The 14,447-nt window shown below is 70.4% G+C and carries 12 protein-coding genes; 4 read left to right on the plus strand and 8 right to left on the minus strand.

The annotated features are described in order from the left end of the window. Positions 1-9: 9 nt before the first annotated feature. Complete coding sequence (locus tag ACWFRJ_RS01210; protein ID WP_453523731.1) at positions 10-2,058, minus strand: ATP-binding protein; 2,049 nt, start codon at positions 2,056-2,058, stop codon at positions 10-12. A gap of 158 nt (positions 2,059-2,216) precedes the next feature. Between ACWFRJ_RS01210 and ACWFRJ_RS01215 the strand changes: the two genes are divergently transcribed. Beyond that, the gene (locus ACWFRJ_RS01215) at positions 2,217-2,720 is read left to right on the plus strand and encodes an SRPBCC family protein (protein WP_453523734.1); all 504 of its coding nucleotides are present in this window, start codon (positions 2,217-2,219) and stop codon (positions 2,718-2,720) included. On the opposite strand, the gene ACWFRJ_RS01220 is transcribed toward ACWFRJ_RS01215, so the two are convergent. Beyond that, positions 2,692-4,257, minus strand: a complete 1,566-nt coding sequence (locus tag ACWFRJ_RS01220) for a purine-cytosine permease family protein (protein ID WP_453523737.1) — start codon at positions 4,255-4,257, stop codon at positions 2,692-2,694. The two genes, ACWFRJ_RS01215 and ACWFRJ_RS01220, sit on opposite strands and share 29 nt — an antisense overlap. Before the next feature lie 161 nt (positions 4,258-4,418). Beyond that, on the minus strand, positions 4,419-5,891 hold the full coding sequence (locus ACWFRJ_RS01225; RefSeq protein WP_453523740.1) for a UDP-N-acetylmuramoyl-L-alanyl-D-glutamate--2,6-diaminopimelate ligase: 1,473 nt from the start codon (positions 5,889-5,891) through the stop codon (positions 4,419-4,421). Between the two features lie 440 nt (positions 5,892-6,331). Here ACWFRJ_RS01225 and ACWFRJ_RS01230 point away from each other — a divergent pair, with 440 nt between their 5' ends. The 3 genes from ACWFRJ_RS01230 (at position 6,332) to ACWFRJ_RS01240 (ending at position 9,474) form a co-directional block, all read left to right on the plus strand. Further along, positions 6,332-7,105, plus strand: coding sequence for an aminoglycoside adenylyltransferase family protein (locus tag ACWFRJ_RS01230; RefSeq protein WP_453523743.1), 774 nt, complete (start codon positions 6,332-6,334; stop codon positions 7,103-7,105). A 212-nt stretch (positions 7,106-7,317) separates the two neighbouring features. Further along, positions 7,318-8,064 carry a chitinase gene (locus ACWFRJ_RS01235; RefSeq protein ID WP_453523746.1) on the plus strand — a complete coding sequence of 249 codons (747 nt, stop codon included), beginning with the start codon at positions 7,318-7,320 and terminating at the stop codon, positions 8,062-8,064. Between the two features lie 183 nt (positions 8,065-8,247). Then, positions 8,248-9,474 (plus strand): cytochrome P450, encoded by a 1,227-nt coding sequence (locus tag ACWFRJ_RS01240; RefSeq protein WP_453523749.1) that lies wholly within the window; start codon positions 8,248-8,250, stop codon positions 9,472-9,474. Between the two features lie 42 nt (positions 9,475-9,516). On the opposite strand, the gene ACWFRJ_RS01245 is transcribed toward ACWFRJ_RS01240, so the two are convergent. The 5 genes from ACWFRJ_RS01245 to ACWFRJ_RS01265 form a co-directional block, all read right to left on the minus strand. Further along, positions 9,517-10,800 (minus strand): cytochrome P450, encoded by a 1,284-nt coding sequence (locus ACWFRJ_RS01245; protein ID WP_453523752.1) that lies wholly within the window; start codon positions 10,798-10,800, stop codon positions 9,517-9,519. Beyond that, positions 10,797-11,411: a GTP-binding protein gene (locus ACWFRJ_RS01250; RefSeq protein WP_383266034.1), complete on the minus strand. Its 615-nt coding sequence runs from the start codon at positions 11,409-11,411 to the stop codon at positions 10,797-10,799. The genes ACWFRJ_RS01245 and ACWFRJ_RS01250 overlap by 4 nt, the downstream gene beginning before the upstream one ends. Then, positions 11,392-11,754 (minus strand): DUF742 domain-containing protein, encoded by a 363-nt coding sequence (locus ACWFRJ_RS01255; protein ID WP_453523755.1) that lies wholly within the window; start codon positions 11,752-11,754, stop codon positions 11,392-11,394. Before ACWFRJ_RS01255 ends, ACWFRJ_RS01250 begins: the two co-directional genes overlap by 20 nt. Then, positions 11,751-12,170 carry a roadblock/LC7 domain-containing protein gene (locus ACWFRJ_RS01260; RefSeq protein ID WP_383266029.1) on the minus strand — a complete coding sequence of 140 codons (420 nt, stop codon included), beginning with the start codon at positions 12,168-12,170 and terminating at the stop codon, positions 11,751-11,753. The genes ACWFRJ_RS01255 and ACWFRJ_RS01260 overlap by 4 nt, the downstream gene beginning before the upstream one ends. Before the next feature lie 115 nt (positions 12,171-12,285). Continuing rightward, positions 12,286-14,169 (minus strand): sensor histidine kinase, encoded by a 1,884-nt coding sequence (locus ACWFRJ_RS01265; RefSeq protein WP_453523758.1) that lies wholly within the window; start codon positions 14,167-14,169, stop codon positions 12,286-12,288. Positions 14,170-14,447 lie beyond the last annotated feature (278 nt).

Raw genomic sequence — 14,447 nt, forward strand, 5'->3', positions numbered from 1 at the left:
GGACTCCGCTCACGCCTGGCCCAACAGCCGTCCCTCCACGGCCAGCGCCAGTACGGCCCGCGGATCCGCCTCCGCGCCGCGGCGGAACGCGTGCTCGAAGATCTGGATTCCGACGGCCGCGCGGGCGCGGTCCCTGGACACGTCGCGGACATCGCGCAGTTCGGGCGTGCCGCGCTGCCCGTGTCCCACGGAACGCCAGTAGGTCTGGCCCGTTCCCGACAGCATGGCGGAGGTCTCCCCCTGGCCGAGTGCGGCCGCCGCCGCGGCGAGCACGTCCATGCCAAGCGCGATGCCGAAGCTGTCGCCCAGGCGGCGCTTGCCGTCCAGCATCGCGCGGGCGTGCTCGGCGGCCCGTGCCGGATCGTCCTGGGCCAGGGCGATCAGGGCGAGCTGGTAGTCGGTGTAGGCGCGGGTCCAGCACTCGTCCCTCGCGGCGCAGTCCTCCCGTAGCGATGCGGCTCGCGCCGCCGCTTCGTCGAGGCGTCCGAGCCCGGTGAGGGCGAAGATCCGTACCAGGTGACAGCGGAGCACCGAGGGCGAGGCGAAGACCGGGCCCGCGGTCTGCCGGAGCGCGGAATCGGCCACGTCCAGGGCTGCGTGGGGTTCGCCGGAAAGCAGGTGGGTGATGCCGAGGAGGTAGGCCGCGGCGATCCGCCCCTCCACGTCGCCGTCACGGGCCGCGGTCCGCGCGCACTCCTCGCCGATCTCGGCCGCCTGGTCGTGACTGCCCTGCAGCAGGACGACCACGCCGAGCGCCCAGCGGGCCCTCGCGCGTGCCGGGCTTTCGGTGTCGCACAGCAGGAGTGCCTGCCCCAAGTAGCTCCGGGCCTCGCGCAGATGGCCGCAGCAGCTCCAGAAGAAGGCGATCCGGCCGATGAGTTCGAGGGCGCGCTCGGGTTCGACCGCGGCGAGGTGGTCGAGGGCGGCGCACAGGTCGGTGTGTGACCTGGTGATGCGCCGGTACCACGTGACCTGTTCCGTACCCAGCCAGCCCTCGTCGGCCAGGCGGGCAAGGTGGACGAAGTGGTCGGCGTGCCGGGCCGCGGCGGCGTCCTGCTCCCGGAGCTCGGCCAGCCACATCGCCCCGTACTCGCGCACGGTGTCGAGCAGGCGGTAGCGGCCGCTCGTGTCCTGGCCGACCACGGACTTGGCGATCAGGCCCGCGAGCGCGACAGGGATGGTGTCGGGGGCGAGCGGCCCTCCCGCGCAGACGCCCCGTACGGAGTCGTCGTCGAAGGAGCCGCGGAAGACCGAGAGCCTCGCCCACAGCAGCCGCTCCAACGGCTCGCACAGCTCGTGGCTCCAGCCGATGGCCGTACGCAGAGTCCGGTGCCGCCGCGGCCAGATGGGCGCCGCCGCCTGCAACTCGCCCTGGTGCGAGCGGAGCCGGGCGGCGAGCTGGCGCGGGGAGTGATGCGCCAGCTGGGCCGAGGCGAGTTCGAGCGCGAGCGGAAGTCCGTCGAGGAGCCTGCAGATCTCCGCCGCGTCCTCCCGGTGCCCCGGCTGGTCCGTGCGGGCCCCGGGCGCGACGGCCGCGGCGCGTTCGAGGAGCAGGGCGAGCGCGTCGCTGTGGCACGGCAGCGGCTCCAGGCCCAGGAGCGTCTCGCCGCGTACGTCGAGCGGCTGCCTGCTGGTGATCAGGACGGTGAGCCGCGGACACGCCGTGAGCAGGTCGGTGACCAGACTCCGGCAGGCTTCGACGAGGTGCTCGCAGGAGTCGAGCACGAGCAGCCGCGGCCTGTCGGACAACCAGTCGCAGAGGGCGTCGATCGGCATGCCCGGCGTGTGGTCGGCCAGGTCCACGGCGTCGGCCACGGTCGGGATCAGCAACCGGTCGTCCGGCAGCGCGCCGAGGTCGGCCCAGCACACGTCGCCGAGCACCGCGATGTCCTGGTCGGTCAGGGAGTGCAGGGTGTGCACGGCAAGGCGCGTCTTGCCCACGCCGCCCGTGCCGGTGAGCGTGGTCAGCCGATGCGTCACCAGGGTCGAAGCCAGAGTCTGCCGTTCGACGGCCCGCCCCACGAAACGGTCCGTCTCCTCCGGAACATTGCCCACCATCAGGACAGTCTCCACCAGTCGCGGAGCCACGGAGGACCAGGTGCACGAAAGGGGGGCGCCTCCCTCATCGGCGTGTGCGACACCCGACGGCGCGGGCGGTGGGGGCTGACATTCATGCTACTGATGAGTAAGGTCGCGGGTCGAGGATCGGAGTTGTCATGACCCGCACGTTCACAGTGTCCCGAAGCATCCTGGTCGAGGCGTCACCGCAGGCGGTGTACGAGCAGGTCAGCCAGCCCGCTCTGATGGGGCGCTGGAGTCCCGAGAACCTCGGGGCGACCGTCCCCGGAGACGAAGTGCCCGCCGCTGTCGGCCTGGTGTTCGAGGGGCACAACAAGCGCGGCCCGTTCCGCTGGACCACGCGCTGCACGGTGACGGAGGCGGAGCAGGGGAGGCGCTTCGCCTTCCGCGTTCACGCGATCGGGCTGAAGCGCCCCCGGCTGCGGGCCCCGATCGCCACCTGGGAGTACCGGTTCGAGGACAGTGACGGTGCGACCAAGGTGACCGAGACGTGGACGGACGACAGGCGCTCCTGGCCGACCTTCGTGGCCAACGCCTTCGACCGCCTCGCCACGGGTGGAAAGACCTTCGCCGTCTTTCAGGTCGGCAACATCGACCGGACGCTGAAGAACCTCAAGCGGGAGTTCGAGACGGCGGGCTGACCGCGTCGCCGTTCGGCGGCCCCGTGATCGGAGCGATCGGCGTATCGGCCGCCCGCACCCAGTGCGGCCCCTCGGGTCCGTACACCGCGCGCGGCTCAGGAAAGGCCGCGAGCAGGGCGAGGTAGAGCACCGCCGCGACGGCCGCGCCCAGCGGGAGGCTGATGTCGGTGCCGTTCACGAGGTCGCCGAGCGGACCGACGAACTGACCGGGAATGTTGGTGAAAAGGACGCCGGTCACCGCGCCGGTCCACCAGGCCGCCATGCCGCGCCAGTTCCAGCCGCGCGCGAACCAGTAGCGGCCGCCGTGCTGCCGGCGCGTGAAGACCTGCAGCGCCTCGGGGTCGTACCAGCCGCGCCGGGTGACGTAGCCGAGCATCATGACGATCATCCACGGCACCGTGCAGGTGATGATCATCGTGGCGAAGGTGGAGATCGCCTGGACCAGGTTGAAGCCGAAGCGGCCCACGAAGATGAACGTGATGGACAGGACGCCGATCAGGACGGTGGCCTGGACACGGCCGAGCCGCGGGAAGACCGAGGAGAAGTCCAGGCCGGTGCCGTACAGCGCGGTGGTCCCGGTCGACATGCCGCCGATCAGCGCGATCAGGCAGACCGGCAGGAAGTACCAGCCGGGCGCGATCGCGAGCAGCCCGCCGACGAAGTTGGGCGCGGCCGGGTCCATGTACTTGGGCGCCTGCTCGGCGATGATCGCCGCGGTCGCCAGGCCGAAGCCGAACGGAAGCACCGTCGCGACCTGCGAGAGGAAGGCAGCGCCCATCACCTTGCGGCGGGGCGTCTCGGCCGGGATGTAGCGCGCCCAGTCGCCCAGGAAGGCGCCGAAGGAGACCGGGTTGGAGAGCACGATCAGGGCGGCGCCGATGAAGGACGGCCAGAACAGGTCCTGGGTGGCCTGGTCGGCGCCCGAAGTGAAGATCCCCGCGTACGAGGGATCGAAGTCCCCCGCGAAGGCGACGAGGCCGAGGACGAACAGCAGGGTCGCCGCCACCACCGCGATCTTGTTGACGAGCAGCATGAAGCGGAACCCGTAGACGCACACGGCAAGGACGAGCGCGGCGAACACGGCGTACGCGCAGCCGTAGGCCACGTCGCTCTCCGGCACCCCGAGCAGCCGGTGCGCCCCGCCGATGAGCGCGTCACCCGAGCTCCACACCGACAGGGAGAAGAACGCCACGGCGGTGAGCAGGGAGAGGAAGGAGCCGACGATCCTGCCGTGCACGCCCAGATGCGCCGACGACGAGACGGCGTTGTTCGTGCCGTTGCGCGGACCGAACACCGCCATCGGGGCGAGCAGCAGGGAGCCGATGAACAGTCCGAGCAGCATCGCCGCGAGCCCCTGCCAGAAGGAGAGGCCGAAGAGGATCGGGAACGCGCCGAGCACGCAGGTGGCGAACGTGTTGGCGCCGCCGAACGCGAGCCGGAACAGGTCGAGAGGCCCGGCCGTGCGGTCCGCGTCCGGGATGCGTTCGACTCCGTGCGTCTCGACCTCGGTGACGGAAGGCGATGACTCCTTGGGCACAGGCAGCTCCCTGGATTACGGCACCACGACGTACGAGGTGGTGCGGTGGCGTGCGGAACGCAGGGACCGTAAACGCCGTGCGCCCCGTCACGCCAGTGCCCGATTCGCACTGCACGCGCCGACGCGATGGACGAATCGCACATTCGCTGCCGCGAACGCCCCTACAGCGCGGCGAGTTCGCGGACCACGGTCATGTCGTCGAAGGAGATGAACCGATCGCCGACGATCTGGTGCGGCTCGCTGCCCCTGCCCGCGACGAGCACGATGTCGCCCCGCCGCGCGGCGGACAACGCGCGTGAGATCGCGGCACGGCGGTCGGCCACCCGATGGAAGGGCGTACCGGTGGACGTCAGACCGGGAACGATCTGGTCCAGGATGCTCTCGGGGTCTTCGTTGCGCGGGTTGTCCGATGTCAGGACGCACAGATCGGAGTGGAGGCCCGCGATCTCGCCCATCAGGGGGCGCTTGGTGACGTCCCGGTCGCCGCCGCAGCCGAAGACGGTGATCAGTGCCCCGGTCACGAAGCCGCGGATCGTGGCGAGGACCTTCTCAAGGGAGTCCGGCGAGTGCGCGTAGTCGACGATCACGTGGACACCCCCCGCCGTGGTGAAGCGTTCGAGCCGTCCCGGAGTGGGCGGCATCCGGTCCAGGGCCTCGACGAGGGCGGGCAGTTCATGCCCGAGCAGATGGCAGGCCGCGAGGGTGGCCAGCGCGTTGGACACCGAGAAGCGGCCCGGTATCGGGATCGCGGCAGGGTACTTGCGGCCGTCGTGGTGGAGCGTGAAGCGGGTGCCCGCAGCGTCCACGATCAGGTCGCTCGCCCGGTAGTCGGCCGGTGAGTCAAGGCCGTACGTGGTCACCGCACCCGGCATCAGGGCCTGGATCTCGGCGCTGACGGGGTCGTCGGCGTTGACCACCGCGCGGTCGCACAGCCCTCCGAAGAGGCGCAGCTTGGCGTCCTTGTAGTGCTCCATGGTCCCGTGGTCGTCCAGGTGGTCCTGGGTGAGATTGGTGAAGACACCGATGGCGACGGGCACATGGTCCAGGCGCCGCTCGAGGAGGCCCATGGACGTGGCTTCGAGCACCACGCTGCTCGTGCCCCGGTCGCGCATGTGGCCGAGAAGGTAGTGCAGATCCGGTGACTCGGGAGTGCTCAGCACCGACCGGGGCATGGGTATCCGCTCCGTGCCGATCCGGCTTCCCGAGGTGCCGATCACCCCCACCTGCGCGCCCTCGGCCAGCCTGAGCACCGACTCGACCATGTACGAGACGGACGTCTTGCCGTTCGTGCCCGTGATCGCCACGACGTCCATCGCGCGGCCGGGATCGCCGTAGTACCGGGAGGCGACCAGCGAGGCGGCGGCCCGTGCGTCGGTCACCCGCACCACACACACCTGCCCGTCGGGCCGCGCGGCCGGCAGCGCGCCGTCCTCGGCCAGGACCGCCACGGCTCCCCGTTCCAGAGCCAAGCCGATGCCACCTGGCCCGCCCTCCTCGTGGCCGGGTACGGCGACGTACAGCGAGCCGGACGTCACTTGCCCGGGGTCGAAGGTCATTCCCGCGGTGACCGGTACTCCCGGGTCACCGTGCAGAACGTGGTGGTCGTGCCCGTCGAGCAGTGCGCTGAGCTTCACAACAGTCCCCTCGAAGGCGGCTTGCGGCACACCGCGCACGCCCGGCCTGAGAGGCAAGGGCGACGACGAGCCGGAATCCGCGGTGATGCGCGTAAGGCGAGCGGGGCCCCACAGGGGGGATATCTGCGTGCGGGCCGAAGGGCCAAGACGGCCGAGGACGCTACCTGTGCGCCGCACGACTGGTCGCAGAGGACCGGATCCGGGTCGTGAAGGGCTGAACACAGGTGGTCGGGCGGAGCAGGAACCTGCCCGACACCGCTTCAGTGTACGTCCGCGAAGGATCACGGCAGACGTGTCGGAAACTCGCTGGTCCCGTGGCGGCCCCCGTTCCTACGCTCATGACCGGGTTCGTCCTCCGCTGCCGCACCGCCCTGCCGCATGTGGGACGTACGAAGGATGCACGAGGGATGTACGAGTGACGTACGAGGGAAAGGGCCTCAGTGACTCAGACCGACGACACCGTTCACCTGGTGCGCGAGACGCTCGGCGCGGACGTCATCGGCGTCTATCTGTACGGCTCCGCCCTGCTCGGCGGGCTGCGGCCGCACAGCGACATCGACGTGTTCGCCGTCGTGGAACAGCCCGTGACGGCCGGGCGGCGCAGGCAGCTCGTCGAGGGGCTGCTCGGCCTCTCCGCCTGGCCGTCCCGGGGAGACGAGGTGCGCCCCGTCGAGCTGACGATCGTCGTCCGGCGCGAGGTCGTGCCCTGGACCTACCCGCCGCGCTGCGAGTTCCAGTACGGGGAGTGGCTGCGGGAGGAGTACGAGCGCGGGCACCTGCCGTCGCCGGAGCTCAGCCCCGATCTCGCGCCCCTGATCACCATGGTGCTGCTCGCGGACACACCCCTGTCCGGGCCGCCGCCGGGTGAGGTTCTTGCTCCCGTGCCCCCGAAGGACCTTGCACGTGCGATCGTCGCCGGGGTGCCGGATCTGCTCGCGGAGCTCGCGTCGGACACGCGCAACGTCGTCCTGACGCTGGCCCGTATCTGGATGACTCTGGCGACCGGAGCCGTGACGTCCAAGGACGCGGCGGCCGACTGGGCGCTTGCCCGGATCCCGGCGGTCCACCGGCCCGTGCTCGCCCACGCGCGGAGCGTGTACGTCGCGGGGGCGGGGGAGGGGGAACGCTGGGGAGAGCTGCGGCCTCTGGTGGGTCCGTATGCCGCGTATGTCGTAGGAGTGATCGAGGAGTTGGGCGGGAAGAGCGCGGCCTGAGAGGCCCGGAGACCCCTCTCAACTGCCCTTATGCGACGACCTCTTGACGTGAATGCGTCACTCGGTATGGTCTAGTCCAACGGCGGGAGGCGTTCCGGAAAGCCGCAGTTCGGGTGTTCCGGCGCGCTCCCTGACCGCGCATCCCCCCACCGCATCCCCCACCACCCGGCGGTCGGTCGCGCACGCACCGGCGGCCCAAGGAGTGATCCCCCATGCGTCCTCGTGTACTCGCCGCGCTGACCGCGACCGCATCCGTCGCCGCGCTCACCCTCCTGACCCTCGCACCCAACGCCTCCGCCGAGAAGGCGCCGAAGGCGGAGCCGGGGAAGCGGGCCGCGGCGGAATTCCCCGTCAGCGAGTCCCAGTTCAACCAGATGTTCCCGAACCGGAACTCCTTCTACAGCTACAGCGGGTTGAAGGAGGCGCTCAGCGCCTACCCCGAATTCACCGGGACCGGCAGCGACACCGTACGCAAGCAGGAGGCGGCGGCCTTCCTGGCGAACGTCAGTCACGAGACGGGCGGCCTGGTCCACGTCGTCGAGCAGAACACCGCCAACTACCCGCACTACTGCGACAGTTCCCAGCCCTACGGCTGCCCGGCGGGCAACGACAAGTACTACGGGCGCGGCCCGATCCAGCTCAGCTGGAACTTCAACTACAAGGCGGCGGGCGACGCCCTGAAGATCGACCTTCTGAACAACCCCGACCTCGTCCAGAGCGACGCGGCCGTGGCGTGGAAGACCGGCCTCTGGTACTGGAACACGCAGAACGGTCCGGGCACGATGACGCCGCACAACGCGATGGTCAACAGCGCGGGATTCGGCGAGACGATCCGCAGCATCAACGGCAGCCTGGAATGCGACGGGAAGAACCCCGAGCAGGTACAGAGCCGGATCAACAACTACACCCAGTTCACCGGGATCCTCGGCGTCGCCACGGGCGACAAGCTCAGCTGCTGAGGCCACCCGGGCGACCGGGTGTCGCTGCTCCCCCTCGCCCCGCCGTCTTCGACACGGCGGGGCGAGGGGTGATTTTCAGCCAACATTAGTGTAGCGCTCAACGATCGCCCTGGGGGGACTGGTTGGGTCAGGAAGCGATCAATAGCCTGGTGAGCGTTGTTTGATTTCTGCCCTAGGAGCTCAATGTCCACCGCGCAGCAGGTCCCCGACATCCTCTCGCCCGAGTTCGCCAAGGACCCGTATCCCGCATATCAGGTGATGCGGGAGAACGCGCCGCTCTTCTGGCACGAGCCGACACAGAGCTGGATCGTCTCGCGGTACGAGGACGTCGAGCGCGTGTTCAAGGACAAGAGCTCGCAGTTCACCACGGACAACTACGACTGGCAGATCGAGCCCGTCCACGGCAAGACGATCCTCCAGCTCAGCGGCCGTGAGCACTCCGTGCGCCGCGCACTCGTCGCACCGGCGTTCCGCGGCAGCGACCTCCAGGAGAAATTCCTGCCGGTCATCGAGCGCAACTCCCGCGAACTCATCGACACCTTCCGGCACACCGGCAGCGTCGACCTGGTCGGGGGCTACGCCACCCGCTTCCCCGTCAACGTGATCGCCGACATGCTCGGCCTCGACAAGTCCGACCACGCGCGCTTCCACGGCTGGTACACCACCGTCATCGCCTTCCTCGGCAACCTGGCGGGCGACGCCGAGGTCGCGGCGGCGGGTGAACGCACCCGCGTCGAGTTCGCCGACTACATGATCCCGATCATCCGGCAGCGCCGCGACAACCTCGGCGACGACCTGCTCTCCACGCTGTGCGCCGCCGAGGTGGACGGCGTACGGATGAGCGACGAGGACATCAAGGCCTTCTGCAGCCTGCTCCTCGCCGCGGGCGGCGAGACCACCGACAAGGCGATCGCCAGCATCTTCGCCAACCTCCTGACCCACCCCGAGCAGCTCGAAGCTGTCCGGCAGGACCGCACCCTGATAGCCCGCGCCTTCGCCGAGACCCTGCGCCACACGCCGCCGGTCCACATGATCATGCGGCAGTCGGCGACCGACGTGGAGGTCAGCGGGGGCACGATCCCCGCCGGTGCCACCGTCACCTGCCTGATCGGCTCGGCCAACCGCGACGAGAAGCGCTACCGCGAGCCGGACCGCTTCGACATCTTCCGGGACGACCTGACCACGACGACCGCGTTCTCCGCCGCCGCCGACCATCTCTCCTTCGCCCTCGGCAGGCACTTCTGCGTGGGCGCCCTGCTTGCCAAGGCCGAGGTGGAGATCGGCGTCGACCAACTCCTCGACGCGATGCCCGACGTGCGGCTCGCGGACGGCTTCGACCCCGTCGAGCAGGGAGTTTTCACCCGCGGACCGCAGTCGCTTCCGGTGCAGTTCACTCCGGTCACCGCCTGACCTCACCGGGGCGCCGCCCGAAGGCGGCGCCCCGGCGCCGGTTCAGTGCGCCACCGGCGTGAACTGCACCGGAAGCGACGTCAGACCGCGCATCCAGATGGACGGGCGCCAGGCCAACTCGTGCGGCTCCACCGCGAGGACGAGGTCGGGCAGCCGCTCGAGGAGCGTCTCGACCGCGGTCCTCGCGATGACGTCGGCGAGCAGCGGAGCCGGGTAGGGGCAGCGGTGCTCGCCGTGGCTGAAGGAGAGATGTGCGGAGTTCTCCGGGCCGACATGCGACTCCGGCCAGATCTGCGGGTCGGTGTTGGCCGCGGCGAGGCCGAGCACCAGACAGTCGCCCGCCCGGATCTGCCGCCCCCCGAGCTGCGTGTCGCGCACCGCCCAGCGGCCGATGAAGTTCTGCGTCGGGGTGTCGAGCCACAGCACCTCGTTGAGCGCCTCGCCCACGCTCAGCCGCCCACCGGACACGTTCAGCGCGAACCGCTCGTCGGTCAGCATCAACCGCAGCGTGTTGCAGATCCAGTTGGCCGTCGGCTGCTGCGCCGCGGCGATGACGGAGATCAGGTCCTGGACGATCTCCTCGTCGGTCAGGCCCGCCGCGTGCTGCAGCATCCGCGAGGTGATGTCGGCGCCCGGCCTCTCCCGCTTCTCCTTGACCAGGAGCTGGATGCGCTCACCGACGCGCGTGTACGCCGCCACGGGGTCGTCGCCCTCGTGCGCGTCGAGCGAGATCCGCAGATCCTCCACGAGCTGCTGCGTGTCCGTACTGGCGTCCGGCATGCCGCACATCTGCACCGCGGCGATCATGGGCAGCGCGTGCGCGTACGCGTCCATCAGCTCCGCCTGGCCGCTGCCGGCGAACGCGGCGATGAGCCGGTCGGCGATCCGGGCGCTGTCCCGCGCGAGTTCGAACTGGTCGACCCCCTCCAGGGCCTCCGTGATCACCCCGGCCCGCCGCTGGTGCTCCGCGCCCTCGGTGAACAGGACCGACGGCTGGTAGCCGACGAACGGCATCAGCGGCCAGTCGGCGGGAATGTTCTCCCACTGGTTCCAGCGGCGCGAGTCACGGGCGAACAGCTCGTCGTGTCCCGTCACATAGCTGACCTCGGAGTAGCCGAGCACCAGCCAGGCGGGCACGTCCCCGTCGAGGAGCACCGGCGCGACAGCCCCGTGCTCCTTGCGGAGACTGCGGTAGAGCTGCGAGGGCGTCTGCTGGTACTCGAGACCGCCCAGGCGCACCGAGCCCGCGTCCCCGCCCCCGCCCGCGTGGGCGGGGCATCCCGGCGGAGCGCTCTGCTCGAAAGGGGATCCGATCGGCTCGGTCACGGTGTCATCTCCTGGGCCATGGCCAGCGCGTACAGGTGGTCCACGAGGGTGATCAGGACGTCCTTGCCCGACGACCTCACCCGTGCGTCGCAGTCGATCAGGGGCACATGGTCGGGCAGCGCGAGGGCCTGGCGGATCTCTTCGAGGGAGTGCGATGCGCCGTCGTCGTCGAACCGGTTGACGGCCACCACGAACGGCGTCTTGTGGTGCTCGAGACGGTCGATGGCGTACCAGGAGTCGTCCATCCGCCGCGTGTCGACCAGGACGACAGCGCCGAGCGTGCCGGAGAAGAGCCGGTCCCACAGGAACCAGAAGCGCTCCTGCCCGGGCGCGCCGAACAGATAGAGCACCACACGCTCGTTGAGACTGATCCGGCCGAAGTCGAACGCCACCGTCGTCGTGGTCTTCGCGGCCACGTCGGACGTCTCGTCGACACCTATGCCGGCCTGCGTCATCACCTCTTCGGTGTTCAGCGGCCGGATCTCGCTGACCGACCGGACCAGCGTGGTCTTGCCGACCCCGAAGCCGCCGACGACGACTATCTTCAGGCCGGTCTCGGCAGTATCGGACAGGGGCGTACGGGAGGGCAGCTCAGATGTTGCGGAGCCCATGGAGCACCTCCTTGAGAAGGGCGGAATCGGGGATCGAGGCGACCGAACCGGCCGCGCGGGGATGGCGGGCGGTGATCCGGCTCATGGCGAGCAGGTCACCCAGCAGGATCCGCACCACCGTGATCGGCAGTTTCATCTCCGCGGCGATCTCCACCACGGCCGTCGGATGCCGGCACAGTTCGAGGATCCGTACGTGCTCCGACTGCATCCCCGCAGTGGGCTCGCACTCGCTCACCACGAGAGTGACCAGGTCGAACGAATCGTCGTCGGCGCGGCTGCGGCCACCGGTGACCGTGTAGAGGCGGTCCGGGTCACCGATGTCCACCGGCTTGCGCGGCGTCACGAGGAGCCGCTTCCCTCGGTCTGACCACGCGGTTCGGCGCGCAGGTGCTCACCGATCTGCTCGACCAGTTCGGTCATCTGATGGCCCACCACACCGGGGTCCGCGCCGTCTTCCGCCACGACCGCCAGGTGCGCCCCCTGGCCGGCTTCGACGATGAAGAGCAACCCGCCGTGGAATTCGGTCATGGAGTGCCGGACGCCGCCGGTTCCGTCGCCGAACTCCATGGAGGCACCTTGGGCCAGCGCCTGGATGCCGGAGCAGATCGCCGCCAGCTGGTCAGCCTGGTCGAGCGTCAGATGCTCGCTCCAGCACAGCTTCAGGCCGTCCCGCGAGAGCACCAGGGCGTGCCGCGTACCGGGGGTGCGCTTGAGGAGGCTCTGCAGGAGCCAGGTCAGGCTGTTGTCAGTGGTCTGCATGGTAGGTGGGGCGAGATGCGCCGGGTCTCCGGTCACCTGCCCGTCCCTCCAATCTCACGATCTCGAGCGGGGAAGGGGGGCGCCAGAGCCCGGGCGCCGTGCGGGAGGCTTCGGTCTACTCGGCGGGCGGCGGCCCGGAATCGGCGGGGAAATCGGGTTCCGCGGGGGAGCCGGGCACGTCGCCCGTCGCCCGCCGCGCACGGTGGAAGGCACCGAAGCGGGAACCGGCGTCACGCGGCGGAAGACCCGCCTCGCCGGAGAGCGTCCCGGACCCGGCCGACGAGGCGGCATCCGAAGCTGCCCTGCGCTGCTGCCGCTCACGCTCCGCCTCGGCCATGGTGCGGCCAGGGGCGCGCACGGGCAGGCCGTTGGTCGTGGCGGAGGGGCCGGCGTGCGCCTGGCGGGGGACGGCGTCCGCACCGGCCGCGGGCGGCAGGGGAGCCACGGGAGGCAGCGGGGCCACGGGCGGAAGCGGGGCCGCGGGCGGCTCCGGGGCGGCAGGGAACTCAGGGGCGGGCGGGGCGATCGGGGCAGCCGGGGCCTCGATGGTCACCGGTGCGGGTGCGGGTGCGGGTGCGGGTGCGGGTGCTTCCGGGACCGGCGGGGGCGTCGGCTCGACGCTCCGGGGGGCGAGCTGCTGCGGAGCGGGGTCGCGCTGCTGGGCCAGGAGCTGAATGGGCAGGAGCACGACGACGCCCGTGCCGCCGCGCGACGAGGGACGGAAGTTGATGCTCATGCCGTACTTGGCGGCAAGGCGTCCGACCACGGCGAGGCCGAGGCGGGTGCCCTGCAGCGAGGCCAGGTCCGTCACATGTCCGGAGACCGACTCCTCCGCGCGGCGCATCGCCGCGTCGGCCATCTTCAGGCCGCTGTCCTCGATCGTCACGACGATCCCGGCGCTGCGCTCCTCCACATAGACGTGCACCTCGTCGATGGGCGGGGAGAAGTTCGCCGCGTTGTCCATGAGCTCGGCGAGCGCGTGCATGACGCCCTCCGCCGCGAACCCGGCGATCGCCACGGTCGTCGAGCAGTGCAGCCGCACGCGCTGGTACGCGGAGATCCGGCCCACCGCACCCCGCAGGATGCTCTCCATGACGATCGGCTTGTTCCAGGCGCGGCTGGAGCGGCCGCCCATCAGGAGGGCGAGACGGTCGGTCATGAGACCCAGCTGGGAGGTGCTGTGGTCGAGGCGGAGCAGGTCGCCGAAGACCTCGACGCCGTGCCGCTCCTGCATGTCACGCAGGTCGGCCAGCATGCCCACGGACTTGGCCTGCACGCGGCTCAGCGCCTTGGCGGAGGCGGCCTGCGCGGCTGCGGCGCGCCGCTCGCTGTAGGCGATCTCCCGTACGAACGACTCGGCGGGCAGCCGCAGCAGGGGATTGCGCGGCCAGTCGAGCCCGGCGAGGACCGTGTCCGCGGACGAGCCCTCGCGCAGCCGCTCGATCGCGGCGGGCAGCGTCACCGTCGTCAACTGCTCCAACTCCGCTGCGGCCTGCGCCAGTTGACTCTGGGCCTGATCGCGTCCGGACTCGACGGCGGCGGCGTGGCGTACCGTTTCCTCCACCACGGACGCGAACACCTGCATCACCTGACGCAGTTGCGGATCCGACGGCGGCGCCGTCTGCGCCAGGGTCTCGGCCGCGCCGGATCCGTCGCGCAGCCGCTTCACGACGGTCGGCAGCGTGACGTTCACCAGATGCGCGGACTCGGCGCCCTGGCGAGCCAGCTGGGCCTTGAGGGCACTGGCCTCGGCGTGGTCCGCGGCGGCAGCCGCGCGGACCCGCCTGACGAGCAGCGAACCGGTCACGAGCGCGATCGTCAGACAGAGCCAGCCGGCCACGACCGAAGCCACGGTCCAGACGCGGGCGTTGTCCGGCGCCATGACGCAGGCGGCCGCGCCGGCCGCGGCGGTCACCACGAGGACGATCAGAGGTGCGGCCGACGCGCGCTGCCGCGCCTTCGCTATTCGGTGCGGGCTGGGAGGAGCAGGCACGGGCATTCAGCGGTTCCTCGGTCCTTTGAGTGCAGGTAAGCAACGAGCCGACCGACTACGCATCGGCCGCCGGCCCGGCGGAAACGCCAAAGAGGACGGCGATCTTCCGGGCCACGCTCCGCGCCATGCTAGTCAACCCGCGAGGCGCGCAGGACAGAGAACCGGAATAGTCCCCTCATGAGAGGACTCCGTCGCGTTCTCGCCCCTCGAACATGGCTCCGTGGTAGTGGAGTTCGGCTCTACGACCATGATCATACGGCGGATCGGACGACCGTCGACCTCTC

This window comes from Streptomyces sp. NPDC055239 (genome assembly GCF_053606205.1).

Bases quoted from the DNA above. Each gene is read 5' to 3' on its own strand.
- ACWFRJ_RS01240 (WP_453523749.1), top strand. From the start codon at position 8,248: ATGTCCACCGCGCAGCAGGTCCCCGACATCCTCTCGCCCGAGTTCGCC.
- ACWFRJ_RS01260 (WP_383266029.1), bottom strand. From the start codon at position 12,170: ATGCAGACCACTGACAACAGCCTGACCTGGCTCCTGCAGAGCCTCCTC.
- ACWFRJ_RS01235 (WP_453523746.1), top strand. From the start codon at position 7,318: ATGCGTCCTCGTGTACTCGCCGCGCTGACCGCGACCGCATCCGTCGCC.
- ACWFRJ_RS01215 (WP_453523734.1), top strand. From the start codon at position 2,217: ATGACCCGCACGTTCACAGTGTCCCGAAGCATCCTGGTCGAGGCGTCA.
- ACWFRJ_RS01265 (WP_453523758.1), bottom strand. From the start codon at position 14,169: ATGCCCGTGCCTGCTCCTCCCAGCCCGCACCGAATAGCGAAGGCGCGG.
- ACWFRJ_RS01250 (WP_383266034.1), bottom strand. From the start codon at position 11,411: ATGGGCTCCGCAACATCTGAGCTGCCCTCCCGTACGCCCCTGTCCGAT.
- ACWFRJ_RS01210 (WP_453523731.1), bottom strand. From the start codon at position 2,058: ATGGTGGGCAATGTTCCGGAGGAGACGGACCGTTTCGTGGGGCGGGCC.